Source organism: Candidatus Leptofilum sp., assembly GCF_965223525.1.
In the GTDB taxonomy this organism is placed as follows: Bacteria; Chloroflexota; Anaerolineae; order Promineifilales; family Promineifilaceae; genus Leptofilum.
Window position 1 is genome coordinate 285719 of the sequence record NZ_CBDCWX010000004.1, and the last position, 23065, is coordinate 308783.

The following is a 23065-nucleotide window of genomic DNA, read 5'->3' on the forward strand; positions in this document are numbered from 1 at the left end:
CGCATTTTACCAACCTCCCATCAAGTTTGCGAGTTGGTATCCATATTCTCACCTTTCCCAAACTCATTTACATATTTTGTGGCTACAATAATTGTGGCCGCGCTTCGCTTCAGATGCACCTCTTCAATTTGAACCTGAAAACCAGCCACCAAAAATCGTTGGCGAAACGGTTCCCACAGATCAGGATGTGGCCATTTGTGTGCCTCATCTGCCTGAAAAGAGCCATCTCGCTGACCCGTAATGCGGAACAGCCAATCAATGAAGCGGTGCAGCAGCCCACGCCCGGTTAAATGCCCTTCTGGTACAACGATGAGACGGCCGTTTCCCGCCAACACCCGGTACACAGCAGCCAACGTCTCTGGATCAACGATGTAATCTGTGGGAAAAGTTGAAAGAACGGTGTGAAAATAGCCTGGCTGAAATGGCAACGTTTGCACCCTGCTACGAACTAAATTTGGTGCAAGCTCCTGTTTCTGCAACCGTCGTTGGGCTTGCCGACCCATCTGTGGCGATAGATCAACGCCAAAAACGGTGGTGCCACCTTTTTGCAGCGCAATAAGCAAATGCCCCGGCCCGTGACCGATCTCCAAGATTTTTGATCCTTGCACAAAAGGCAAAGCCGCTGCTTGCCATCGCTGCCATTCGCCCAGCGACACGAGCCAACTAACCCCGTCATACGTCCAGGCCATCTCTTGATACAGCAAACGAAAGCCAAATCGCACCAATGATCCCCATAATTTGGAAATCATTGAACGCAGGGGAGTTGCACACAAAACGTACTGCCCTCACCTTCTAGCGATTCTACCCAGACCTGACCATTCAATAGATCAACTGATTTTTTGACAATGGCTAACCCAATGCCAGTGCCGGGGTATTCTGCTTGGCTGTGCAGCCGCTGAAAGATGCTGAAAATCTTGTCGTGGAATTTGGGCGCAATGCCGATGCCATTATCCGCTACACGGATGACGACCTGGTCAAGTTTAGTCTCGCAGCTTACGGTTATTCGCAAAGGCACGTCTGAACGGCGGTAATTGAGCGCGTTTTCAAGCAAATTGGTAAAAATCCGGCTCAATAGCGTCCGGTTGCCGCGCACAATCGGCAGGGTATCTGCGGGAGGCAATTTGAGGTCTGCGCCTAGTTCGCTTATGCGCTCAGCTAGGTTGCCAGATACTTCAGCCAGTAGCTTTTGTAGCGGCACCGGTTCAAATTGGACGGCCTGTTGCCCCAGGCGGGAATAAGCCAGCAGGTCTTCGATGAGTTCGCTCATCAGTTCACTGGCTTCGATGATACGGTTAAAGTAACGCAGGCCATCTTCGTTCAGGCTGTCTTTGTGGCGGTGGGTAATAATTTGGGAAAAGCCCTGGATGGCGCGCAGCGGCGCACGCAAATCGTGGGATACAGAGTAGGTAAAGGCTTCTAACTCTTCGTTGACTGCTTTGAGGTCACGCACCAATTTTTCCAGGCGGTGTTCTGACTGGCGCAACAGTTCTGCTTGCTGTGTTACCTGAATGGTTTTCATATGCAGTTCCACCAAAACGGCCACTTTGGCTTTCAATATTTCCGGATCAAACGGTTTCAAGATGTAATCTATAGCCTGCAGGGCGTAGCCCTGGGAGACGTATTCTGTGTCTTTGAAAGCGGCCGTTAAAAAGATGATGGGAATGGCTTGGGTTTTCTCGCGTTCTCTAATTAGTTTGGCTGTTTGAAACCCATCCAGACCAGGCATCTGAATGTCGAGCAGAATGACCACAAATTCTTTTTTTAGCAGGTGGCGCAGCGCTTCTTCGCCGGATCGCGCTTGCACCAAGTTGTACTCCGGGTTGTCCAGCACGGCTTCCAGTGCCAGCAGGTTTTGCGGATGGTCGTCTACTAGCAAGATGTTTATTTTGCTCATGGATAATCTCTGTTGGGTAATTCTATGTTGAAGGTGCTGCCTTTGCCCGCTGCGGATTCAATTTGGATACGGCCGTCCATCAACTCAACCGATTTCTTGACAATAGCCAGTCCAATTCCCGTGCCAGGATAGTCGTCATAGTTGTGCAGACGCTGAAAAATGTCAAAAATCTTCTCATGAAATTTGGGGTCAATGCCGATGCCGTTGTCGGCCACCTGAACAACAACGTGATCAGCCTCATTTTGGCAGCGGATCGTTACCTGCGGTGGAAGATCCGGGTGCTGATAAATGAGCGCGTTGTCAATTAAATTAGTAAAAATCTGGCTTAATAAAGTCCTGTCACTCATGATGATCGGTAAAGCACTTGCGGGAGGGAGATCAATGGTCGCGCCAGTTTTTGCCATGCGTCCAGACAAATTTTCGACCACCCTGGTTAGCAATTTGTGCAATGATACTTGTTGCCAATGAATGGTCTGGCGTCCCAGGCGAGAATATTCCAGCAGATCCTGGAGCAAATGCTCCATTTGTTGGCTTGCTTCAATAATGTTATTTACATAATGTTTACCATCTTCGCTCAAGTTGTCTTGATGGCGGCGAACGAGGATCTCAGCAAAGCCCTGAATGGCTCGCAGCGGCGCACGCAAATCGTGAGAGATAGAGTAGCTAAAGTTCTTTATTTCCTGGTTGGCCTGTTCAAGCTGCTCGGTGCGTTTTTTAAGCTTTTTCTCCGTTTCTTCATGCTCGGCGATTTCTTGTTGCAACTGCCTGTTGGCTTCCTCTAGTTTGGCTGTGCGCTCCCGAACAAGTTGTTCTAAATGGCTTTCTGATTGGCGCAACAATTCCGCTTGTTGCTTTACCTGGGTTGTCTTGCTGTGTAAATCAACTAACACAGCCACTTTGGCCTTCAATATCTCTGGATTGAAAGGCTTCAGAATGTAATCTATGGCTTGCAGGGCATATCCTAACGAAATATGCTCGCTTCTTTTGTATTCGGCCGTTACAAAGATGATGGGAATGTTGCTGGTTTTCTTGCGCTCTCGAACCAGCCGGGCCATTTCAAAACCATCCATCTCTGGCATCCGAACATCAAGCAAAATTAAGGCAAACTCCTGCTTCAACAGGTATCTTAAAGCCTCATCGCCAGACAGGGCTGTTACCAAATGATACCCTGGCTCATCCAGTATCGCCTCCAGAGCCAGCAGGTTTTCTGGCCGATCATCTACCAGCAATATTTTTACTTTGTTGTTCATTGCTTTGCCTCTGGTGATCGGTAATCAGAACACTGATTACCGATCACTGAACACCGCTCACCGGCTCTTTTTATAGGTATTTCCATGTTTTCCTACTGCTTCGTAATTGGTCTCATAGGGGGTGAATTTAATGGTTTCTGAACGGCCCAGAATCAGAAAGCCAATTGTGGCCAAGCTATTGTAGAATAAATGATGAACCCGGTTCTGCAATTCACGATTGAAATAGATCATCACGTTGCGGCACAGGATGACGTTAAATTCGTTAAAGGGGCCGTCAATGGTCAGGTTGTGGCGGGAAAACAAGATGTTTTCTCTGAGCCAGGGATGAAAGATGGCGTTATCGTAATTGGCGGCGTAGTATTCAGAAAAGGAATTTTGACCACCCGCTGCCTGATAGTTGCGAGTATATTCTTGCATCTGTTTAAGCGGAAAGATGCCTTGCCGGGCTTGTTTTAGAGCATCCTGATTCATGTCGGTGGCATAAATCCGGCACCGCTCGTGCAAACCTTCCTCGTACAGCAAAATCGCCATCGAGTAAACTTCTTCCCCCTTGCCGCAACCGGCATGCCAGATACGGATGAAAGGATAAGTTTTCAGATATGGCACAATCTCATTTCTGAAACTAACAAATAAACCGGGATTGCGAAACATGGTAGATACGGTGATAGATAAATCGGCTACGAGGCGGTAAAAGCAGTCCTGATCGTGAAGGGCCTTTTCCAATAACCCGGACACGCTCGTCAAATTTTCGTTTCGAACCCGGTTTTGTATTCTGCGTTTCAAAGTTTCTGGCGCGTAATCTCGAAAATCGTAGCCATAATGCTCGTAAATGCCATCCAGCAGCAGCCGGATTTCCAATTTTTCCAGAGTATTTTCAGTTTCGCTCATATCATTGATACAGCCAAACCCGAAGTAGGGACAACAGTTGCTCGTTGTCTACCGGCTTGCTGATGTAGTCTGATGCGCCAGCCTGAATGCACTTTTTGCGATCATCTTTCATGGCTTTGGCCGTAAGTGCGATAATGGGTAGCGATTTAAAGCGCGAGTTCTGGCGTATGCGACGCATTGCTGCGTAGCCGTCCATTTCGGGCATCATGACGTCCATCAGGATAATGTCCACTTCTGGCGTTTGTTCCAACGTTTCAAGGCATTCACGGCCGTTTTCGGCGTACGAAACTTGCATACCTTGTTGCTCAAGCAAGCTGGTAATGGCAAAAATATTGCGTACATCATCATCCACAATGAGCGCTTTCTTGCTGGTCAATACCGACTCAATTTGATGAGCTTTTTGCAACATTTTTCTCTTGGCTTGGGGTAGATTGGATTCGACCCGGTGCAAGAACAGAGCCGTCTCGGCCAGCAGCCGTTCGGGGGAGCGAGCGCCTTTGAGGATGATGGTTTGGGCCAATTTTCTGAGTTGTGTTTCTTCGCGCTTGGTTAGCTCCTTGCCGGTGTAGATAATGACTGGTGTCTCGCTCAGGAAATCCTCCTTGGCTTCATTTAGAAAAGCCAGACCGGTCATGTCCGGTAGGCGCAAATCGAGGACAACGCAATCAAACGATTGGGTTTTGATGTGATGAAGCGCTTCTTTGGCAGTACCAACGGCCGTAATCTCAATATCATCCCCCGCAAGCAACTCAATAATACTGACCCGGCTATTCTCATCGTCTTCAATGACCAGCAGCGATTTGGACTGGCCTGTGAAAGCCAGCAGAGTATCAAGCGCTTGCCTCAACATGTCGCGGGAGACCGGCTTGGGCAACACACCAATAGCACCCTGTTCCAAGCCGCGCAAAGGCTGCGGCTCCACCGAAATAATATGAACCGGAATGTGGCGGGTCTCGGCATTGTGCTTAAGCAAATCCAGCACCGTCCAGCCGCTCATTGTGGGCAATTGGATGTCCAGCGTAATGGCGTCTGGCTGGAATTGCTTAGTCATTGCCAAAGCGGCCTCGCCATGCGTGGCAACCACGCCCTTGAAGCCCCGCTGATGGGTCATATCCAGAAGAATGCGGGCAAAAGCCACGTCATCTTCAATAATCAACAACACCGGGTCACCAGGCTGAATGTCATCCCGGTCATCGTTGGCCTCATCGGGCCAGGCGAAGAATTCCAGCTCTCTGACGGCTTCCGGAGCCAGTTGAGGCAGAGTGGGCTGTTCCCCTTTCGGCGTCTCGCGTTGCGGTGGGCGGGGGCGCATGCGCCCCTTGGATATTGGCAAGTAGAAGGTGAAGGTGCTGCCCTGGTTTGGGCCGCTACTGGTGAGGCGTAGCTCCCCGTTGAGCAGATGAGCAATTTCCCGGCTGATGGCCAATCCCAGACCAGTGCCGCCATATTGACGGCTGATCCCGCCATCTGCTTGCTGGAATGCCTCAAAAATGATTCCCTGTTTATCGGTGGGAACGCCAATGCCAGTATCGCTCACGGAAAATGCCAAGACGGATTCGGCCGTGTTTAGAGCAGCGTGGTCGTGGCTCCACCCGCCCGTTGCCGATACGATATTGACAGAGACCTCACCCGCTTCAGTAAACTTAATGGCATTGCCCAGTAAATTGTGGAGAACTTGTTGCAGGCGTTTTGAGTCAGTGCGAATGGTCTCGGGTAGATTTTCGGCAAGACGGACGGAAAAGCGTAAACTTTTTTCTTCTGCTTCCTGACGAAAGGCACGTTCCAGGGTCTGGCTCAAGTCAGCAATATTGACAGTACTCATTTCCACCGTAGCGGTTCCGGCTTCAATTTTGGATATGTCCAAAATCTCGTTGATGAGCGCCAGTAGTTGGCTACCAGAGCTGTGAATTGTGCTGGCATATTCCACCTCTTTGGCGGTTAGGTTGCTATCTTTGTTGTCGGACAGAAGTTGGGCCAAAATGAGCAAACTATTTAGTGGTGTTCTGAGTTCGTGAGACATGTTGGACAGAAACTCAGACTTATATTTACTGGCCAAGGCCAACGCTTCAGCCCTTTGTTCTAATTGGGTTTTGGCGTTTCTCAATTCTTCATGCCGTGCTTTTAATCTTTCCTCCGATTCTTCCAGGCGTTGCGCCTGCTCTTCCAGTGCCGTATTGGCTGTCTGCAGCTCCTCCTGCTGCACCTCCAGTTCCTCGGCCTGGCTCTGTGACTCTTGCAGTAATTCGGCCATACGCTCGCGGGCGCGGGCAGTGTTAAAGGCGATGGCGATATTTTGTAGTACCTTGTCTAAAAAGTTTGTATGATCGGCGTTGAATCTTGCTAATGAACCCAGTTCCACAACACCCATAACCTGACCCTCGTACAGAAAGGATGAAAGCAGGATATTGCGCGGAGAGGTCTCCCCCAGGCCAGAGTTGACCTTGATATAATCGGCGGGAATATCGGTGATGAGAATGGGTTCTTTTTCCAGCGCAGCTTGCCCTACCAGCCCCTGCCCAAATTCAAAATGGTCTGAGAGGTGATCGGGCTTGGCATAAGCGTAGTTGCCAACCAGGTGTAGAGAGTGCGGGGAACGGCCGTTACCCCCACTAGATTTACGTCCATGACCTGGAACAAGATACAAAGCACCCACCTGTGCGTTTAGATATTGACACAAATAGCGGATGACATTATTGGCTAACGTGGCGATATCTTGTTGCCCGCGCATTTTGTCACTTAATTCAGCCTGTCCGGCCGAGAGCCATCTTTGCTTTTCAATCTCCGTACTTGCTTGGGTGAGTTCTGCAGTTCGTTCAACGACCCGTGTTTCCAACTCATCCTGAGCCTGTTGCAATGCTTCCTCTGCCTGCCTGCGCTCACCAATCTCCTTTTGCAATTGGTTATTTCTCTCAGCCAGGGCATGCTCATTATCGCGGGCACGCTTCAAGGTAGTGTTGAGGCCACGAATCGTCAAATCCAGCAGCACTGCAATCATAACAAGCACTGCAGTTCCCATTGCAAAATCAGACATTGGCGACCTACTCCAGACGGGTTCGGACAGGAGGCCCTGACTTTCAGCATACGCTACACCCGCCCCGCTCAGGATGCTCAACCCGGCAAAGATCGATCCGCCTCGGTTCCCTAGAAGCAAAGCGGCCGTAGCGATGACTAAGGCCAATCCACCGTAGAAATTAACATTCCCTACGCCCCCATCTAGGATACCCATATAAGTAACCATTCCCCATATGAACACGGAAAAGAATATAGCGGTAATTTGAATGTAGCCCTGGCGTATCAAGAACAGCGCAACAAACATCGAAATGCCCATTGTGCCAAGCAATATCCAGGTTTGTGGTTGCCAGTTTTGTGTCCTAGTGGTTGCAATCAGCGCGTAGATACCATATATCACTGACACCCCCATAAGGACTAATAAGATGATGTTCAGCAGACTAGCGACGCGCGTCTTGTCTTCATCGTCCTCAAAAACGGGTGGAGCGAGAATCCGTCTTATATTTGAAACCATCTATCACCTCTGTTTTTTAACAGGTAGATCGCACGCTTATTCATTATTCATTCAGCGCTTGGGCCACAACTTTTGCCAGTTGTTGCCCAGAAAGTGGCTTGGGCAACCAGGCCACAACACCCATTTCCAATAATTTCTTTCCCTTCTCTTCCAATGGGTAGCCAGTGATAACGATCATCTTGAGGTCTGGATTTTTTTTGCGTAATGTCTTGTACAAAGCTGCCCCGCCCATCCCCGGCATAACCAGATCGCTCAACACAAGAGCAATGGTTTCTCCACGCTCAGCAAACAACCGCAACGCTTCTTCACCGTTGGATGCCTCCAGAGCTTCATATCCCAATACTTCCAGTGCATCACACATGGCGTCGCGTGCTGCGTCATTGTCCTCAACAACCAGAATTGTTTCACCTTTCCCCCAAGAGGGAAGGCTAGCACCAACATTGGGGTCTAGTGGCGCCGTGCTGGCAAATTTGAGTGCTGGCAGGTAAATCGTAAACGTCGTTCCCTGCCCTGATTGGCTAGAAACGTTAATATGTCCGCCATGCTGCCGCACAATCCCGTACACTTGGGCCAATCCCAACCCAGTGCCTTGCCCCGGTGGCTTCGTTGTAAAAAAGGGTTCAAAAATATGGGCCAGATGATCTGTGTTTATACCTGTGCCGGTGTCAGAAATAGCGATCTTGATCCAATTGCCGGTAGCCATGTCTGGCAGCGGCAGTTTCTGCCCGCCTCTAAGCCTGAAGTGCGAAAGATCAATTAGTAGTTCTCCCCCTTCAGGCATAGCATCACGCGCATTGACGCTCAGGTTCATAATAACTTGCTGCAAACGTGTCGGATCGGCACTGAGACCATATTCCCCTGGCTCGTAATTCAAATTTACAGCAATGGTTTCTGGCAAGGTGCGCTCTAATAACTTCAGCAATTCCTTGAGCAAGGGCAAAAGCTCGATGGGCGAGCGTTCCATTACCGAGCGACGGCTAAAATCTAATATCTGGCCAATGAGGTGTGTTGCCCGGTTGCTTTGCGTGTGAATGGTGATCAGTCGTTCTTGATTTTTGGGAGACAAATTAGACGTTTTCAGAACAAGCTGGGAATAAAGCGTGATGACGGCCATGATATTGTTAAAATCATGGGCAACGCCAGCGGCTAACTGGCCAACGGTAGCCAGACGTTCTTGAACTTGCTGGTATTCTAGTCGTTCGCGCTCTTCGCTAACATCGCGTAAGATGAGCACCCAACTATCTGCGCGTAATCCTGATTCTAAAGGTTGTATGGCTAACTCGAAAAATTTCCGTTTGTCGGCCATCTCTAACTCTTGCCAGGGATAATCGACCGTTGCTTTCTCCAACAAATTTGCCAATTGGTATTCACCTAAATTGACGAGCACATCGCCTACAGTTGCTCCCGACAGATTTTCCGCCAGCCGTTGGCCAATGGGGTTCATTAACCGGATACGATGCTCGGCGTCGAGCAGTAGAACACCTTCCGGCAAGGTGTCTAGAATTTCTTGTAGCAGTTGGTTTTGTCGCTTGTTTTCTTGATCCAGGTGGGCGTTTTCCAGGGCGATAGCTGCTGCGTTGGCAAATATGGAAAAGGCAGGCACATCGGTTTCCCACAGCTCATCGCCAGACACAAACAGTAGCCCAAACGATTTTTCGCTGACAATAAGGGGAGCACCAATGATTTGCTTGCCGCCCAGTGCCGACAATATCTGTTGAGCTGGGGCTTCTGAATCTGGGTATTGCTCGTTGAAACGGTGCATGTCGTCAGCTGCAAAAAAGGTGGGTGTTTGGTTGGCCAATATTCTGGCGCATAGTGTGCCATTTTTTATCGGGAAACGATTGCGGATGGATAGTCCGGACAATGTTTCGGCCAGGGCGATTTCACCTGTGCTACCGGTGAGATGCGCTATTTCCAGATAGTTGTCTTCCTCGGTTAGGGTTAAAATTGCTGTGCGACAGCCAATTTCTTCTATTTCTTTGCCGATGGTGTTATAGATTTCGTTGAGGGTGTGGACGCGCTGTACCGCCTGGGCTGCCTGGCTGAGTGCGAGTAAAAAGCGTTGGGAATGGGCGATTTCTTGGAGTGAGCGGTGCAGGGCTTGTTCGGCTTGTATGCGCTGTATTTGTTCGTCTCTTTCGCGCAGGGCGCGTTTTACCACGGGGCCTAGCCGGGAAAGGCGGTCTTTCAGGACAAAGTCGGTTGCACCAGCCTTTAGGGCTTCAACGGCCGTTTCCTCCCCCAGCGTTCCCGAAACCAAAATAAAGGGTGCAGTCAGGTTAAATTCCAGATAGTTTTTCAACGCCGTCAGGCCGTCAAAGGTTGGCAAATTGTAGTCGGCTATGAGCAAGTCGAAGGAGTCGGTTTGTAAACAGTTTAGAAACGCTGCCTGCGTTTCTACGCGCTTCCAGGAGCATTCAAAGCCTGCATCCTCCAGCATGGCAATTTCCAGTTCAGAATCATAGGGATTGTCTTCTAAAATGAGTAGATGTATTTCTTTGTTCACTGGTGTCTCCTAACCGGGAACAGAACAGATTGTAACTTTTCAGCGGCACAATGTCTGTGTTTCATACTTGTTTATCATCCATTGGTATTGTGCGCGGGGGTTCATTAAATGAGCGGCACGCGTTTCCTCTTCATCGGCAAAAGCAGGGAAGGACAAAAAAGAGAGAATATAGTTCGCTGCATTCATGATTTCGAGTCTCCGAAAGCCGCAGTTTGCCAGAGCGACTTTTGTCAAAGGAGGGGCATTATAACAAACCTTTAATGCTAGTGCCCTATTCCTAAACCGCTTGTATACTTGATCTTGGCATAGTGATAATGAACGAAGGGAGTGGTTGATGGAGATGAAGCGAATTGCAATTAACACGGGCGGCGGTGATGCGCCTGGTTTAAATGCTGTGATACGAGCGATCGTTTTGGCTGCCACGCAGCGCGGCTGGGAATGCGTGGGTATTCGGGATGGTTACAATGGGTTGCTAATGCCTGAAAATTATCCTGAAGGTGGCCTAATGACCCTGACGCCGGATTCGGTGCGGGGCATTACTCATCTGGGCGGTACCATTTTAGGCACCACCAACCGGGGCAACCCGCTAGCGTACCCGGTTTTGGGGGAAGATGGCCAATATCATGAGATTGATCGATCGGACGAACTGCTAGACGCATTTGCGGAGCAGAAGCTGGATGCGCTGATCGCCATCGGCGGGGATGGCTCTTTGGCTATTGCAGGCGCATTGGCGGCCAAGGGGTTGCGCGTTGTGGGCGTGCCTAAAACGATTGATAATGATTTGGATAAGACGGTGGCGACGTTTGGCTTTAATACGGCCGTCTATTTTGCCACCGAATGTATAGACCGCCTGCATACAACGGCCGCTTCGCATCAGCGCATTATGGTGGTGGAAGTGATGGGTCGGTACGCGGGCTGGATTGCGCTTAATTCCGGGGTAGCTGGTACGGCCGATGCCATCTTGCTGCCAGAGATTCCCTACGACATCAACAAAGTTGCCGAAAAAATCCAAAAAAGGTCGTCCAGAGGGCGCGATTTTTCAATTGTGGTCGTAGCTGAGGGGGCAAAACCGATTGGCGGCGATTTGACCATCATTGGCAAGGCGGTGGGGCAAGCGGAGCGTTTGGGCGGCATTGGCCACAAAGTTGGCGCAGAGCTGCAAGCGCTCACTGGCAAAGAGACGCGCGTGGTGGTGCTAGGGCATCTGCTACGCGGTGGCAAGCCCACCGCCTACGATCGCTTGCTCTCGCTCCGTTTTGGGGCAGCTGCTGTTCGATCCCTGGTTGAAGGGCAAACTGGTGTGATGGTAGCCCTGGACCCGCCAACTGTGAATTATGTGCCATTGGCAGACGTGGCTGGCCGCATGAAACGAGTGCCGCTCGATTGCGACACGATTTTAACGGGTCGTGATTTGGGCATTAGCTTTGGGGATTGATTCCGGTACAGAAAAAGCTTCTTGGAATAATTTTATTGTATGGCTTTAACACAACAACGACGCGCCATTTTTCATCTGCTGGATGAAAAAAATCCGGCAGACGGGATGGCGAGCTATTTTGCTTTTCATCATCCAGACAACCGCACAATTTTACGGCCGTATCCCTACGCTGCCATTCGTGCCCAGGGGTACGTGGCACTTTCTCGCACGGGGATGGATTTGTTTCGGCCGTTTGTCACCCTGCGCTTGCCCATCCACGATATGCAAACCAGCACAAACGTTATTTATGAGGCGATTGATGCGGGAACGGCCGTCATTCTCAATGCGCCGGCCCGTTATGCGCCACTGCTGCACGCCTTGTTTGAAGTCCAGTCGGAAGAGCAGCTCAGTTTGTACCGGTTACGGCCGTCTCACTTCGAGCCAATCATCAATGTGCTGGTAACGCAGGATACCGCACCTAACGGCCTACCCCGCTTTTCCATCCGTGACCGGGACAGTGGCGTTATTGGCGCGTCGGCCACGCTCAACTGGCAATCCCCCAATTTTGCCGAGATTGGCGTAACCACCAAATCCGGCTATCGTCGGCGGGGCTGGGGGCGCAGTGTGGTGTCGGCAATGGCAAATTATTTGTTGGAAAACGGCCGTATCCCCCTCTACGTCGTGGCACAAAACAATGAGGCCTCCATACAGCTTGCTGAGAGCGTCGGCTTCACCGACACAGGCGCGCGCGAAACGTTGATCCAGGCCGTTCTTAAACCCCAACCATAACCTTTTTCCCCTGTAAAACTTTTTCATCAGGTTTCACGTTCTATTCATAGACATCCCCCCGCTGGAATGTTAATTTTTGTATCAGCATGAGCGGTACAGGAATTAAAGTAAGCGAAGTATTGTAATTTTTTTGCAAAGCGCCGTGACCCTTGCCGCTAGGGTTCGGTGCTTTTTGCGTCTCGTACTCAACGCGGAGGTAACAGAATGAGTAAACAAACAGGTATGGTGAAATGGTTTAGTCGGTTGAAAGGATATGGGTTCATCAATCCCGATGATGGTGGGCAAGAAGTGTTTGTACATTATTCTGCCATTGAGGGCGACGGTTACCGGAACTTATACGAAGGTGATCGGGTTGATTTTGAACTGGTTGACAAAGGACGCGGCCCGCAGGCACAAAGCGTAACGGCACGGCGCAGCTTTGGCCCTACCGAGTAAACGAGCACAAACCTAAAACGTAAGAATCCCTTTGGAATCCTGCATTTTACTCCGAAGGGATTTTTTATTTTAGTGCCTAATTTGGGAATGGTTCTTACCGACTATTTACCTAGCACAGTAGCTTTTTTTACAATAACTTCATGGATGCCAACTCATCGAACCACGAGCCAAAAATATTAGTTGTAGATGATGAACAATCTCTGGTTAACCTGTGCTTGCTCATTTTGGAGCAGGCTGGCTACAACGTGCGTGGTGCATTAAGTGGCAAGCAGGCATTGCAAATGGTGGGGGATGAGGTGCCAGACCTGATTTTGCTGGATGTGATGATGCCCGGCATGACCGGTATTGAAGTGTGCCGCAGGATTCGAGAGACAATGACAACGGAACGGCCGTACATCCTCATGTACACTGCCGATGATCGTCAATACACCAAAACCGAGAGCCTCGATGCTGGAGCCAACGACCTTATCTCCAAAGACACCCCAATTTTTGACCTGCCCAACAAAATTCAGAGTTATCTTTCGCCTACAGCTTAGTGGCCTCAAGCCTTCGGCTTAGGTGCCTCAAGCCTACAGCTTAGTCAGGAAGGTTTGCGCCAGTTGGCTATTTTCCTTCATACGCCGCACCAAAAAATCCACTAAAATTGGAAACCGCATAAACGACCGCTGCATGAAGTAAGAGTTTCGCATACTCTCCCACATTTGCTCATGGCAAAGCTGCTCGTAAACTTGCATGTTGCTGCGCGATACGTCGTTGGCGCGTAACGCATCATCGGCCACCTGTGTTGCTAGCTCCGCTGAGATAAGTGCATTGTGGATGCCGCCACCCGTGAGCGGGTTGATGAATCCAGCCGCATCGCCGACCAAGATAGCGCCATCAAACACATGCTGAAGATTCTTTTGTGACCCAAAGTTGAGCTGCCAGGTAGCCACATCTCGCAGCTGCCCTCCACGCAGAAGCCGCTTTTTAATGGCGGGCATTTCCAGAAAGTCTTGAAGCATATTTTCCAGACTATATTTTCGCTTACGGAAATGATCCAGGCGCATTCCCAGGCCAATATTGGCGCGATTATTCCCAATTGGGAAAATCCAGGCGTAGCCAGGCAGAATATCTTTGTACAGGTAAAATTCTACCTCTTTGGGGATTTCTTCGATGTCTTCGATGTAGGCTCGCAAAGCCACAGCGCGGTGTCCATCGTTATGCTGCTCCTGTTTGGGGCGCAGGCTGCGGGTGATAACCGAGGTAACACCATCTGCCCCAATGACCAGCCGGGCGCGTAGATCATGCGTACGGCCGTTTGCCTGCACACGCACCCCCACAATCTTACCGTTCTCTACAATGGGAGCTTTGGCCTGCGCTTGGCAAAATTCAGCCCCAGAAGCCACGGCATGTTCTTGAATAAGAGCATCGAAGTAAACGCGGGGAGCAACATAGCTGTCACTGCCCTCTTTGCCGTGCTGGAATTTGGCGTGTAGCTCATGGCCGCGTGGCGAAACAAGCAACATGCCTTCCAGCGGGTATAACTCGCCACGTTCCACGGATTTGGCAATTTTTTCACGCATACCCAGCCGCCATAGCAGTTCAATAGCGCCAGCAGGTACCGCATCGCCACAAGTTTTATCGCGGGGGAAGTCATGACGGTCTAGCAGCAACACATCGTACCCTTTTTGAGCTAGTGCTACAGCGGTTGTGGCCCCTCCCGGCCCGGCTCCCACGACAATTACATCACGCTCGGTCATGGTTGTCATTTTGCTCTTTCTCCTGTGAAAATTAATCTCCCGCAGGTTTGTTATTGAATCTTGCTCGCGGACGGAACCTGCGGGAGGTTGCGTTTTGTTTATAACCCCTCTTGCTTGCGGATGGTTTCTAGTAATCCCTCGCAACCATCTTTGACAAGTTGGTACACGTATTCAAAGGTGCTGGTGTAGTACGGGTCGGGGACATCGGTTTCTGTGGTTTGGTTGGAAAATGCTAGCAGGCGATGCTGGTTGGGATGTTGACCAAATTGACGATGCAGATTGTTGCTGTTGCTTTGGTCCATGGTGACGATGTAGGTTTGGGGATCGGCCATGTCTTGGGCAGTGATTTGACGGGAACGGCCGTTATAAGCAATTCCTTGTTCTGCCAAAATGCGGCGCGTACCGGGGTGAGCTTTTTCGCCCACATGCCAGCTACCCGTGCCAGCAGAATCAACCTGAAATTTGTCCGTCAGACCAGCTTCATCCACCAACTGCTGAAAAATTGCCTCGGCCATAGGCGACCGGCAAATGTTGCCCAGGCAGACGAAAAGGACGTTGATAGTCATGGATTCTCCTTTTCCCGTAGACAGTATTCATTATTCAGCGGCCAGTATTCAATTCAGTGAACTGATTACTGAATGCTGTTCACTGACCACAGGAATGCCAAGTTGGCCTATAAGCCGCATTCTGTGTTGCCTGCTGACGCAAGCTCAGTGATCATCTATCTGGGAGTGTTATTGCTAACACCCTCTTGCAACCTACCCGGACGTCTGATGGGACGAGCAGCCCCTTCGCCCTGCTTGGTCTTGCTCCTGGTGGGGTTTGCCTAGCCAGCGACATTGCTGCCGCTGCTGGTGGTCTCTTACACCACCGTTTCACCCTCGCATGCAATTGCCGAAGCATTTGCCACAATACACCTCTCTGTTGCACTGTTCCGTCGGGTCGCCCCGCCCGGCTGTTAGCCGGCACCATGCTCTGTGGAGTGCGGACTTTCCTCAGCGAGCGCCTACGCGCCAACCGCAATCACTCAGCCAACTTGGTACTGTGATCGTAGCATTGGCGGGTGGGGGGTGCAAATTACTTGCTCAATTACCCAATTACTCAGTTACAGGTAGGAGGTGGTAATCTGGTAATTATGTAATTGGGTCATTCAGTAATTGGTTTAGTGTGCGGCGGGTGAGGACAGCTGCCATTTCGGCACGGTAGTTGGCGTCGCCACGGAAGTCGCCAGGGTGGGTGTTGGCGTTTGCTGCGGCGTTGGCTGCTGCGGCACTGTCTGTTTGGGTGGCCTGTTCGGCTTGGGTGAGGCGAAACGGCCGTTCTCCCAAGCCAGTCGCTGCCAAGCGCACGGAACCATCCGGCAGTTGCCAACCAGTGATGGAAACGATGGGATAATCTGCTGGCGTGCGGGCGACGCGATGGCTGGCACCACGCCCTGCGGGTAGGGGGATGGAGATGGTGGTGATGAGGCCAGACGGCCGTTCCGCATCGGCCAAATAATCAGCCAGGGAGAGTATATTCTGGCTAGTTAGCCCCCGTAGCGTGACGGTTGCTTCCAACACCAGCAACGCGGCGAGGAGTTCACTATCTGGTAGGCAACTGGCAATGGTGCCGCCCAGGGTCGCTGCGTTGCGATAGGTGTTGGGGCCAGCCTGGTGAATTGCCGTTTGCAGTAAAAGCGCAGCGGCATTGTCAGCCAATTCAGCCTGCAAAAATTGGTGCAGTTTGGCCAGCGTCAGTGTTGCGCCCACGGCCAAGATATGGTTGTTATTGACGGGAAGCAGTTTGGCCTGACTCAATCCCGACGCTTGCAGGTCAATGATGGCCGTTCCCGGCAAGCCTTCCTCGGTTGCCAACAATTTTGTGCCACCAGCTAGCGGGGCACTGTTTGGTTTAGCCAACAGGTTTAGAGCTTCTTCCAAAGATTCGGGGCGAAAATAACTGTCTGGTTTTTGGGGCATCGCTAACTCCTTGTGCAATTGCTTGTGGCTGATTACAATTGCCATTAATACTCGCTATTTTACCTGAAATATTAAAACTATCCGATAAATTCATAGGATAATATTTTTGATTGAGCCACCATCTACTGTTTCAGAACTGAATCAAACGGCCGTTCGTCGGCGGTTGACGGTGCTGGCTATAGCGGTACTCGTTTTGCTGGCGATGGGTTGGTATGCTATCACCGATGGGCACCATTTGGACCACGATCCGCTTTTAACAGGGGGAAATTATGTGGGAGCGGCTATTTGCCACCGCATTACAGAACGCACATTTGAAATAAACGGCCGTCAGCTTCCCCTCTGTGCCCGCTGTACCGGCATCTATTTGGGGGTTGCCTTTTCTATGATTGCATTACTGTTGGCTGGGCGAACTCGCCACACAGATCTACCTCGGCTGCCAATTTTGTTAACGCTCATCGGCTTTATTAGCGTAATGGGTATTGATGGCCTCAACTCTTACTCACACTTTTTCCCAAACTTCCCACACGTGTATGAACCCCAAAACTGGCTGCGGCTGGTGACTGGCAGCGGGGCGGGGCTAGCAATGGGTCTGCTCGTCTTCCCAGCGTTGATGCAAACATTGTGGCGAGATGGCAACGGCCGTTCCGTTATTGACAGTGGGTGGGAGCTGGTTGGGTTGGTGATATTGGTGGGAACGGCCGTACTTCTCGTCCTCAGCAACCAACCCGTCATTTTGTACGTAATGGCTCTTGTGAGTGTGGCTGGCGTTTTAATGATTGTCACTTCACTGAATGCGGTTTTTCTGCTGATGCTGTTGAAGCGGGATGGAAAGGCGGTAAAGTGGCAAGAAACGGCCGTGCCGCTGTTCATCAGCTTTGGCCTAACTATTTTGGAACTAGGCATCATCGTTTGGCTACGATTCAATCTCACAGGAACCCTCACCGGGTTTCCCGGTCTAGCATAATAGAGATTGGCGACTAGGGACTGGAGAATAAGCAATTTCAATCTCCAATTACTAATCTCTAATCTCCTAATTTCGGAGAACAAATGCTTGATATTTTTAGCGCTTTTGGTTTAGCAGGCAGTGCAGGGTTGAATGCGTACATCCCTCTACTGCTGGTTGCACTGGCTGCCCGTTTTCCCCTCAGCGATCCGCTGCTTAATTTGGCAGAACCGTACAGCGTCATGGGCAGTTGGTGGGCCATCGGCATCATCAGCGTGTTGCTGGTTATCGAGATGCTGGTAGATAAAGTGCCAGCCGTAGACACGGTGAATGATGCAATCCAGACGTTTGTGCGCCCGGCGGCTGGCGCTGTTTTATTTGCTGCCAATGCCAACATCGTCAACGACATTCATCCCATCCTGGCGCTGGGGGCTGGCCTCATTGTGGCGGGCAGCGTTCATGCCATGAAAGGCGTGACGCGCCCGGTGGTGACAGCCACCACCGCAGGCACGGGCAACTGGTTAGTGAGCTTGCTGGAAGATGTTGTAGCCTTCTTCACCTCCATTTTGGCTATTTTCCTGCCCATTTTGGGCGCAATTTTGTTCGTGATTTTGCTATTTTACGGATTCCGACTATATCGGCGACGCAAGCAGCGCACAGCATTTCGCTGAGAGCCAACGTTTGCCTAAGGAGGTGATAATCCAAAATACTCAACTATGACATTGCAACCAAATAATTATCTATGTGTTAATTAAAATAGAGATTTGGCGATTTATGACGGTTCAAACTAATAAGGAGACTTCAAATGAACAATATTGATATGCAAAGTGTGTTGAAAGCAGGCGGTATTGGGGCAGGTGTTGCAATATTGCTAGGTGTCTTATCTTTCATCCCAGTGGTTGGTGGATTTATTGCCATTTTATTTCTTTGTGGAGGGTTCTTCATTCCCGTTGCATCAGGCATGTTGTATGGGTACTTTGCTCCAGGGAAAGAAGATACGGCTACAGCAGCGATTGGTGGTGCATTAGCAGGTGGTGCGAGTGGCATTTTGTTAGCAATATTCAATGCAATTTCCACAACCGTTGTTGGTGCTGCTACCGACAGTGTTGGCAGCGGTTTGGCAGGTGGCGCCATGAGTGGGGTTGTTGGCGCTTTGTGTTTTGGCATTATGGGGTTTGTTTTGGGTGCAGTCGGTGGCCTTGTTTGGCCGTTCATTCAGAACCAGATGGGTGGAAATTAACCCAAGCGCCCTTCTCCATGGTTAAAATGAAACGGCCGTTTCCACCGGAAGCGGCCGTTTTTTATTGCTTACGGCCGTGACACAGCTTAAACTTTTTGCCGCTGCCGCACGGGCAAGGATCGTTGCGTTCCGCCTGGGCAAACGCTTGCTGCTGCCGTTTTTCATCCTCAGCTATCATGAGGCTCATAATTTCGGCCGGAGCGCGGCGTTGCCGTAGTAAATTAGCCATGATTTGCATCGGGCGGTTGACGTGCTTAAAGAACGCTTTGTAGCCCGCACAAAGGTAATTTAGCCCAGATTCGCCATCTGGCGTGTGGATAAAACGATTTTTGGGGCAGCCGCCATGACAGGCAAACCGGACTTCGCATTCGCGACAATATCGCGGCAAGCTGTCCAGCTTCTCTTGGCCAAACGTGCGTTGCTTCTCAGAGGCCACCAGTTCCAACATAGGCTCACTTTGAATATTGCCCAGCAAATAATCTGGCTCCACGTAATGGTCGCAGCTAAACAAGTCGCCGTTGTGTTCCAAAGCCAATGCGTTGCCGCAGGTGGGGGCAAAGATGCACAATCCCCCCGGCTGCCCTAGCCAGGCACCCAGCGCTACATCAAATAGCTGGACGTAAATTTGCCCCACATCGTGCCGCACCCATTCATCAAAAATGGTGATGAGGAAGTCGCCATACTTTTTGGCGTTTACCGAGCGTTTGGTGACTAGATTGCCGGTTTGTGTGTATAACGGCCGACTTCCGTCAGGAAGCCGCCCTCCATCTCGTTCGCTCCAACCAATATCGGCCAAAGGCAAAATCTGCGTCGTTGCTCGCTCAACAATTGGAATGAACTGAATAAATTGCGTCTTCAACTCATCCCGAAAAAAGCGATACAGCTCCAGAGGATGATCCTGGTTGGCAGCGTGCACCGTGCAAAGCACATTAAATTCAACGCCATGCTCAACTAGCAGTTGCCAGCCACGCATCACCTGCGTAAAGCTGCCTGCGCCCCCTTTGTTCACGCGGTAAGCGTCGTGCAAGGTTTGTGGGCCATCTATGCTGATACCGATGAGGAAGTTGTGCTTTTTGAAGAAGCGGCACCACGCTTCGTCCAGCAGCGTGCCGTTGGTTTGCAGGGTATTGTGAATGGCAATGCCCGGTTGGGCGTGCTTTTGCTGATAATGAATGACCCGCTCAAAGAAGCCTAACCCCATCAAGGTGGGTTCCCCCCCTTGCCAGGCAAAGGTCACTTCCGGTGCCTGTTGTGATTCAATGTACTGTTTTACAAACGTTTCTAGCAGGGCATTGGCCATGCGGAAGCGGCTGCCGGGGTACATCATCTCTTTAGAGAGGAAGTAGCAATATTTGCAATCCAAATTGCAGACCGCGCCACTGGGCTTGGTCATAATGTGGAAGGCGTTGGGGGGAACGGCCGTTTGTAATCTGTCCATTTATTTGCTAAGCGCAAAGCGCGTCTCACTGCTGTTTTCGCTAGAATTATCGTTGATACAGCTAAAAATAACCATGCCCGCACAGCACAAGGCCGCCAAGCCCAAAATGCCACCCCACACGTTCTCGTTTTCATGGTAGAACATCCGTTTCGTGATACAATTCAGGGACAGCGTTATCCGCTCAATTAGATGCAAAAAAGGAACCTCATGTCGAAAAACCAGCTTGTTCTCATAGATGGCCATGCGTTGGCCTACCGCATGTTTTTTGCTCTGCCGCTAGAAGCGTTCACCACCAAAAGTGGCGAACCCACTAACGCCACTTACGGCTTCATCCGCACGGTGTTAGATTGGATTTTGGCCGACAACCCGCCTCAATATTTTGCCGTTAGCTTTGATCTGGGGCGTACCTTTCGGGACGATATGTTTGAGGCGTACAAAGGCACTCGTGAAAAAATGCCGGATGAACTGCGTCTGCAAATTGAGCGCATCAAAGAGGTTATTCAAACGCTCAATATCCCAATTTTGGAGTTGGAAGGATTTGAAGCAGACGATGTGCTGGGCACCATTGCCCGGCAAGCGAAGCCGCTGGGCGTACCGGTACACATCATTACTGGTGACCGGGATTTGTTGCAGTTAGTGGATGAAAATACGCATGTTGAACTGCCGACGCGCGGTGGTCGTCCTCCAGACGTGTACGATGTGCAGGGCGTGATTGATTATTTTGAGGTGCGTCCGGATCAGGTGGTGGATTACAAGGCATTGGTAGGCGACACCAGTGACAATATTCCAGGTGTGAGGGGGGTGGGCAAGAAAACGGCCGCTAAACTCCTAACCCAATACGAAACCCTAGACGCTATTTATGAGGACGTAGAAAACATCAAAGGCGCAATGGGCAAAAAGCTGGCCGAAGGCAAAGAAAGTGCCTACCTTAGCCAAAAGCTGGCCCGCATCGTCACCGATGCACCCATCCAGCTAGAGCTTGACGCCTGCATCGCCCACGACTTTGATCCAAACTCCGTGCTAGACATTTTCCGCGAACTGGAATTTCGCTCCCTCACGAACCAACTGGTGGAGGGGTTGGGCGATCGCGTTGAGTTTGATGAACAAGAAGCGACGACGAAGCTAACCGAAACCGTGGTTGTGCAGACGCAGGCGCAGCTAGACGAACTTGTAGAGCAGCTAAACAGTGCCGAACTGATTGCCTTTGATGTGGAAACGACGGGTCTAGACAAAACAACGGCCGAATTAGTGGGCATCTGCATCGCGGTGGAACCCCCGGTAGGGTATTACATTCCAGTAGGGCATTTAGCGAACGAGGCGCAAAGTAGCAGCGGGCAGATGTCCCTCTTTGCCGGGGAGCCGGAGCTTGCCGAAGGACAGCTACCGCTGCAAACCGTTTTGGATGCCTTGCGAGACTCCTTCACCAACCCCAACATTGGTAAAGTGGCCCACAACGCCAAGTACGACTACACAATTTTAGACCGATACGGTTTACGAACCGCGCCCATTAGCTTCGACACGATGATTGCTGAGTGGCTCACAGACCCAGCCACCAAGCACAAGGGGCTAAAAGATTTATCGCGCCATCGCCTGGGCGCAGAAATGACCGAAATTGAATTGCTCATCGGCAAGGGTAAATCACAAAAAACATTTGCCGAGGTGCCCATTGAAGACGCAGCCCCTTACGGCGCGGCCGATGCCGACATGACGCTTCGCCTGGTGGCTCCCCTGCAAGCAGAAATTCAGGAAAAGAGTCTTGAGAAAATCCTCGATTTGGAGATGCCGCTGATTCCAGTGCTTTCGGCAATGGAGCAGGCGGGCATTGGCGTGGATTTGGAGTTCTTCCGCCAAATGTCGCAAGATTTAGCGGCGCGGCTGCGACAGCTAGAAGCGAAAATTCACGACATAGCCGAGGAGCCATTCAACATTAATTCTACCCAGCAGATGAGCGAAATTTTGTTCACCAAGCTGGATTATCCGGTGGAGGGCTTGAAGAAAACGCGCAGCGGACATTACTCCACTGCTGCTAGCGTGCTAGAGAGCTTAAAGGCTACCGAGCAAGAAAAGAAAACGGGCATGATTACGGCCATTTTGGAGTACCGGGAGCTGGGCAAACTCAAAAGCACGTATGTGGATGCCCTGCCGGAGTTGGTGAATGCGGGAGACGGCCGTATCCACACCAGCTTTAACCAAACGGGAGCCATTACCGGGCGTATTGCCAGCAGCAACCCCAACTTGCAAAATATCCCCATCCGCAGCGAGGTGGGGCAGCAAATTCGGCGCGGCTTTGTGGCCAAACCAGGGCACATCTTCCTGGCGGCAGATTATTCGCAGGTGGAATTACGCATTTTGGCGCATGTTAGCCAGGATGCCGCCCTGCTAGAAGCATTCCGGCAAGATCAGGACATTCACCGCACCACGGCAGCGGCCGTTTACGGCATTGATCTGGATGACGTGACCTACAACCAGCGTCGCTTTGCCAAAGTGGTCAACTTTGGTCTCATCTACGGCATGGGGGCATTCCGGCTGGCGCGCGACTCCGACCTGACGCTGGCCGAAGCGGAAAACTATATCAAGGATTACTTTGCCCGCTTCCCCGGTGTGCAAAAATATCTGGATGAAACAAAACAAAAGGCACAAGAGGATTATTACGTAGAAACGTTGATGGGGCGGCGACGCTACTTTGAAATTTTTAGACACCAGGCCAGCGGTAGTAATCGGCAAGCAAGAATGAGGGCTGAGCGTGAAGCGATCAACCATCCCATTCAAGGCACTGCCGCAGACATTGTGAAGATTGCCATGCTAAATCTGCATGAAAAGCTGGCTAGCTACGAAGCCAAAATGCTGTTGCAAGTTCATGATGAGCTTTTGCTAGAAGTTCCCGAAACAGAGCTGGACGACGTGCGTGAACTGGTCATCGGCACCATGTCTGGCGCATTTAGCCTGGACGTACCCTTGAAAGTAGATGCCAGCACGGGGTATAACTGGCTAGAACTAAAAGATTAAACCTAGAGACTGGAGACTAGAGATCGTTTTTCCTAGTCT

The 23065-nt window shown here is 50.8% G+C and carries 18 protein-coding genes and 1 other RNA gene; 8 read left to right on the top strand and 11 right to left on the bottom strand.

Going from position 1 to position 23065, the window contains the following annotated elements:
* Positions 1–20: 20 nt before the first annotated feature.
* The 6 genes from ACOQPM_RS01415 to ACOQPM_RS01440 all read right to left on the bottom strand — a co-directional run bounded on the left by ACOQPM_RS01415 (position 21) and on the right by ACOQPM_RS01440 (position 10061).
* On the bottom strand, positions 21–722 hold the full coding sequence (locus ACOQPM_RS01415; protein WP_420627438.1) for a class I SAM-dependent methyltransferase: 702 nt from the start codon (positions 720–722) through the stop codon (positions 21–23).
* A 23-nt stretch (positions 723–745) separates the two neighbouring features.
* Positions 746–1894: a sensor histidine kinase gene (locus ACOQPM_RS01420; RefSeq protein ID WP_420627439.1), complete on the bottom strand. Its 1149-nt coding sequence runs from the start codon at positions 1892–1894 to the stop codon at positions 746–748.
* The gene (locus tag ACOQPM_RS01425) at positions 1891–3144 is read right to left on the bottom strand and encodes a sensor histidine kinase (RefSeq protein ID WP_420627440.1); all 1254 of its coding nucleotides are present in this window, start codon (positions 3142–3144) and stop codon (positions 1891–1893) included. The genes ACOQPM_RS01420 and ACOQPM_RS01425 overlap by 4 nt, the downstream gene beginning before the upstream one ends.
* A 57-nt stretch (positions 3145–3201) precedes the next feature.
* A complete protein-coding gene (locus ACOQPM_RS01430; protein WP_420627441.1) occupies positions 3202–4032 on the bottom strand; it encodes a CheR family methyltransferase in 831 nt (276 codons plus the stop codon).
* A gap of 1 nt (position 4033) precedes the next feature.
* Entirely contained in the window at positions 4034–7258 is a 3225-nt protein-coding gene (locus ACOQPM_RS01435) for a response regulator (RefSeq protein WP_420627442.1), read from the bottom strand.
* Between the two features lie 340 nt (positions 7259–7598).
* A complete protein-coding gene (locus ACOQPM_RS01440; protein ID WP_420627443.1) occupies positions 7599–10061 on the bottom strand; it encodes a response regulator in 2463 nt (820 codons plus the stop codon).
* Between the two features lie 340 nt (positions 10062–10401).
* On the opposite strand from ACOQPM_RS01440, the gene ACOQPM_RS01445 reads away from it, so the two are divergent.
* From ACOQPM_RS01445 to ACOQPM_RS01460, 4 genes are all read left to right on the top strand, one after another.
* Positions 10402–11496, top strand: a complete 1095-nt coding sequence (locus ACOQPM_RS01445) for a 6-phosphofructokinase (RefSeq protein ID WP_420627444.1) — start codon at positions 10402–10404, stop codon at positions 11494–11496.
* 39 nt (positions 11497–11535) lie between these two features.
* Positions 11536–12264, top strand: a complete 729-nt coding sequence (locus ACOQPM_RS01450) for a GNAT family N-acetyltransferase (protein ID WP_420627445.1) — start codon at positions 11536–11538, stop codon at positions 12262–12264.
* A gap of 204 nt (positions 12265–12468) precedes the next feature.
* Positions 12469–12699: a cold shock domain-containing protein gene (locus ACOQPM_RS01455; protein ID WP_420627446.1), complete on the top strand. Its 231-nt coding sequence runs from the start codon at positions 12469–12471 to the stop codon at positions 12697–12699.
* Positions 12700–12839: 140 nt separating this feature from the next.
* On the top strand, positions 12840–13235 hold the full coding sequence (locus ACOQPM_RS01460) for a response regulator (RefSeq protein ID WP_420627447.1): 396 nt from the start codon (positions 12840–12842) through the stop codon (positions 13233–13235).
* 33 nt (positions 13236–13268) lie between these two features.
* On the opposite strand, the gene ACOQPM_RS01465 is transcribed toward ACOQPM_RS01460, so the two are convergent.
* The 4 genes from ACOQPM_RS01465 to ACOQPM_RS01480 all read right to left on the bottom strand — a co-directional run bounded on the left by ACOQPM_RS01465 (position 13269) and on the right by ACOQPM_RS01480 (position 16399).
* Entirely contained in the window at positions 13269–14447 is a 1179-nt protein-coding gene (locus ACOQPM_RS01465) for an NAD(P)/FAD-dependent oxidoreductase (protein ID WP_420627448.1), read from the bottom strand.
* An 89-nt stretch (positions 14448–14536) separates the two neighbouring features.
* The gene (locus ACOQPM_RS01470; RefSeq protein ID WP_420627449.1) at positions 14537–15004 is read right to left on the bottom strand and encodes a low molecular weight protein-tyrosine-phosphatase; all 468 of its coding nucleotides are present in this window, start codon (positions 15002–15004) and stop codon (positions 14537–14539) included.
* Between the two features lie 94 nt (positions 15005–15098).
* An RNA gene (gene rnpB, locus ACOQPM_RS01475) (RNase P RNA component class A) lies at positions 15099–15477 on the bottom strand.
* 94 nt (positions 15478–15571) lie between these two features.
* On the bottom strand, positions 15572–16399 hold the full coding sequence (locus ACOQPM_RS01480) for an FAD binding domain-containing protein (RefSeq protein WP_420627450.1): 828 nt from the start codon (positions 16397–16399) through the stop codon (positions 15572–15574).
* Positions 16400–16505: 106 nt separating this feature from the next.
* On the opposite strand from ACOQPM_RS01480, the gene ACOQPM_RS01485 reads away from it, so the two are divergent.
* The 3 genes from ACOQPM_RS01485 to ACOQPM_RS01495 all read left to right on the top strand — a co-directional run bounded on the left by ACOQPM_RS01485 (position 16506) and on the right by ACOQPM_RS01495 (position 18582).
* On the top strand, positions 16506–17363 hold the full coding sequence (locus tag ACOQPM_RS01485; protein WP_420627451.1) for a DUF2085 domain-containing protein: 858 nt from the start codon (positions 16506–16508) through the stop codon (positions 17361–17363).
* Positions 17364–17446: 83 nt separating this feature from the next.
* Positions 17447–18013: a DUF4126 domain-containing protein gene (locus tag ACOQPM_RS01490; RefSeq protein ID WP_420627452.1), complete on the top strand. Its 567-nt coding sequence runs from the start codon at positions 17447–17449 to the stop codon at positions 18011–18013.
* Positions 18014–18147: 134 nt separating this feature from the next.
* Entirely contained in the window at positions 18148–18582 is a 435-nt protein-coding gene (locus ACOQPM_RS01495; RefSeq protein ID WP_420627453.1) for a hypothetical protein, read from the top strand.
* Positions 18583–18643: 61 nt separating this feature from the next.
* Here the strand turns inward: ACOQPM_RS01495 and ACOQPM_RS01500 are convergent, their stop codons facing one another.
* On the bottom strand, positions 18644–20020 hold the full coding sequence (locus tag ACOQPM_RS01500; protein WP_420627454.1) for an anaerobic sulfatase maturase: 1377 nt from the start codon (positions 20018–20020) through the stop codon (positions 18644–18646).
* A 207-nt stretch (positions 20021–20227) separates the two neighbouring features.
* Here ACOQPM_RS01500 and polA point away from each other — a divergent pair, with 207 nt between their 5' ends.
* Positions 20228–23026 carry a DNA polymerase I gene (gene polA, locus ACOQPM_RS01505; RefSeq protein WP_420627455.1) on the top strand — a complete coding sequence of 933 codons (2799 nt, stop codon included), beginning with the start codon at positions 20228–20230 and terminating at the stop codon, positions 23024–23026.
* The last annotated feature ends 39 nt before the right edge of the window (positions 23027–23065 follow it).

Bases quoted from the DNA above. Each gene is read 5' to 3' on its own strand.
- ACOQPM_RS01460 (WP_420627447.1), top strand. From the start codon at position 12,840: ATGGATGCCAACTCATCGAACCACGAGCCAAAAATATTAGTTGTAGAT.
- ACOQPM_RS01495 (WP_420627453.1), top strand. From the start codon at position 18,148: ATGAACAATATTGATATGCAAAGTGTGTTGAAAGCAGGCGGTATTGGG.
- ACOQPM_RS01425 (WP_420627440.1), bottom strand. From the start codon at position 3,144: ATGAACAACAAAGTAAAAATATTGCTGGTAGATGATCGGCCAGAAAAC.
- ACOQPM_RS01420 (WP_420627439.1), bottom strand. From the start codon at position 1,894: ATGAGCAAAATAAACATCTTGCTAGTAGACGACCATCCGCAAAACCTG.
- ACOQPM_RS01490 (WP_420627452.1), top strand. From the start codon at position 17,447: ATGCTTGATATTTTTAGCGCTTTTGGTTTAGCAGGCAGTGCAGGGTTG.
- ACOQPM_RS01465 (WP_420627448.1), bottom strand. From the start codon at position 14,447: ATGACAACCATGACCGAGCGTGATGTAATTGTCGTGGGAGCCGGGCCG.
- ACOQPM_RS01435 (WP_420627442.1), bottom strand. From the start codon at position 7,258: ATGGGTATCCTAGATGGGGGCGTAGGGAATGTTAATTTCTACGGTGGA.
- ACOQPM_RS01455 (WP_420627446.1), top strand. From the start codon at position 12,469: ATGAGTAAACAAACAGGTATGGTGAAATGGTTTAGTCGGTTGAAAGGA.
- ACOQPM_RS01470 (WP_420627449.1), bottom strand. From the start codon at position 15,004: ATGACTATCAACGTCCTTTTCGTCTGCCTGGGCAACATTTGCCGGTCG.
- ACOQPM_RS01445 (WP_420627444.1), top strand. From the start codon at position 10,402: ATGAAGCGAATTGCAATTAACACGGGCGGCGGTGATGCGCCTGGTTTA.
- ACOQPM_RS01430 (WP_420627441.1), bottom strand. From the start codon at position 4,032: ATGAGCGAAACTGAAAATACTCTGGAAAAATTGGAAATCCGGCTGCTG.
- ACOQPM_RS01450 (WP_420627445.1), top strand. From the start codon at position 11,536: ATGGCTTTAACACAACAACGACGCGCCATTTTTCATCTGCTGGATGAA.
- ACOQPM_RS01500 (WP_420627454.1), bottom strand. From the start codon at position 20,020: ATGGACAGATTACAAACGGCCGTTCCCCCCAACGCCTTCCACATTATG.
- polA (WP_420627455.1), top strand. From the start codon at position 20,228: ATGTCGAAAAACCAGCTTGTTCTCATAGATGGCCATGCGTTGGCCTAC.
- ACOQPM_RS01480 (WP_420627450.1), bottom strand. From the start codon at position 16,399: ATGCCCCAAAAACCAGACAGTTATTTTCGCCCCGAATCTTTGGAAGAA.